Source organism: Streptomyces sp. NPDC051133 (genome assembly GCF_040682635.1).
In the GTDB taxonomy this organism is placed as follows: Bacteria; Actinomycetota; Actinomycetes; order Streptomycetales; family Streptomycetaceae; genus Streptomyces.
This window is the reverse complement of sequence record NZ_JBFBBK010000209.1, coordinates 1-1,835: the sequence shown is the minus strand read 5'-3', so window position 1 is coordinate 1,835 and position 1,835 is coordinate 1. Positions and strand designations below refer to the sequence as shown.

Here is a 1,835-nt window from a genome sequence, read left to right as displayed (position 1 = left end):
ACCACAGCCTGGACATCCTGGATGAAGCAGTCACCGCCGAGCTGGGGGAGGAGTTCCTGCGGCTGCTGGAACAGGTGGTCGAGGCTCCCGGGGCGTCGGTGCGGGCCGGCGAGCCGACCCCCGGCCGGTCCGAGGCCGCCCCGTCCACCGCGCCCACCCCGCCCCGCCCGATCCTCGCCCTGGCCGCCACCTTCGCCTTCGGCAACCTGCCCTTGATGTGCGAGGCCGCCGTCAACGACGGCGCGCCCGAGCCCGGCTGGACGGTCGCCGAAGCGCCGTACCACCAGGTGCTCGCCGCCCTCCAGGACCCATCCGGCGTGTTCACCGACCCCGCGACCGCCGTGGGCGTGATCCTGCTGAGGGCGGCGGACCTGGAACGCTTCGGCCCGGTGGACGACGCGCTCCTCGCCGAGCTGCGCACCGCCTACCCGGCCGCGCTGCAGACCCTGGCCGCGCGCACCCGCACACCGCTGATCGTCGGCTTCCTGCCGTCCGAACGCCAGGAGGCCCGCCTCACCCACTGGGAGCGCGAGATCGCAGCGGACCTGGCCGGCCTGCCCGGCATCGCGGTGCTCGGCCCCGAGGACTTCACCTCGCATCATGCCGTTGGGGAACGCTTCGACGAGCGGACCGAGCGGCTGGCCCATCTGCCGTTCACCGCGCGTTTCCAGGCAGCGGTGGCCCTGTGTCTGGCCGAGGTCGTCCGGGCGGTGCGGCGCCCGGCGCCGAAGGTGATCGCGGTCGACGGCGACGAAACCCTGTGGGGCGGCGTCGCCGGCGAGATCGGTCCCGAGGCCGTCGACCTGACCGGTCCGCGCGCCCTGCTCGCGCGCAGGCTGCTGCAGTGGCGGGAGGCGGGCGCCCTGCTGGCGCTGGTCAGCAACAACGACGAGGCCACCGTCCGGGCCGTCCTGGATCGCCCCGACAGCCTGCTGAAGCCGGAGTACTTCAGTGTGCTCTCCGCCGCCTGGGGTCCGAAGCCGGACCGCCTGGCCGAGGCGGCGCACACCCTCAACCTCGGCCTGGACAGCTTCCTGTTCCTCGACGACAACCCGGCCGAGATTGCCCGGATGCGTGCGGCACTGCCCCAGGTGTTGTCGGTCACCTGCCCGGCCACGGACGAACTGAAGGAGTTTCTGACCCAGTTGTGGCCACTGATTCCGGCGGCGGCGACGGCCGAGGACGTGCTGCGGGCCGGCTTCTACGAGCAGGAGCGGGCACGGGACGCCGTCCGTGAACAGACCGGATTCGAGGAGTTCCTCGCCCAGCTGCACCTGGAGGTTGAGGTCCGGGCCCTGTCCGAGGACGACGTGGAGCGCGCGGAGCAACTCGTGCGCCGTACCAATCAGTTCACCACACACGCCCGGTCGGCCGACGGCGGCGATGTCGCCCGATGGCGGGAGAGGGGAGAGGTGTGGACGGCTGCGGCCCGAGACCGGTTCGGCGACTACGGCCAGATCGGCCTTCTCGCCCTGCGCGTTGAGGGCGGTCGACTCGACGTACTGGCCTGGCTGATGAGCTGCCGCGCACTCGGCCGTGGCGTCGAGGAAAGCCTGTTGCAGTGGCTCGCCGGTCGTGCCGAGCAGCTGGGCTGCACCGAGGTGCGGCTGAGGGCAGAGCGCACGGACCGCAACATGCCCGCCCGTCGGCTGCTGGCCGCGCTCGGCGACGGTCAGGAAGACCGTCCGGAGGCCGTGGTCACCCCGGACGAGCTGCGGGCGTTCCGCTCCTGGAAGCGGACGTGAGGACGGCGGCAGAAGCGATGGAAAAGGACAGCGCACATCGTGGAGGGCTCTGATGCTTGACATGAACGAGGATTTCGGGCCGCAGGGCAC

The 1,835-nt window shown here is 71.9% G+C and carries 1 protein-coding gene; it reads left to right on the top strand.

What is annotated here, in order from left to right:
- Positions 1-1,745: HAD-IIIC family phosphatase (locus tag AB0N17_RS46465; protein ID WP_366017699.1), on the top strand; the 1,745-nt coding region annotated here is incomplete at its 5' end.
- Positions 1,746-1,835: the final 90 nt, after the last annotated feature.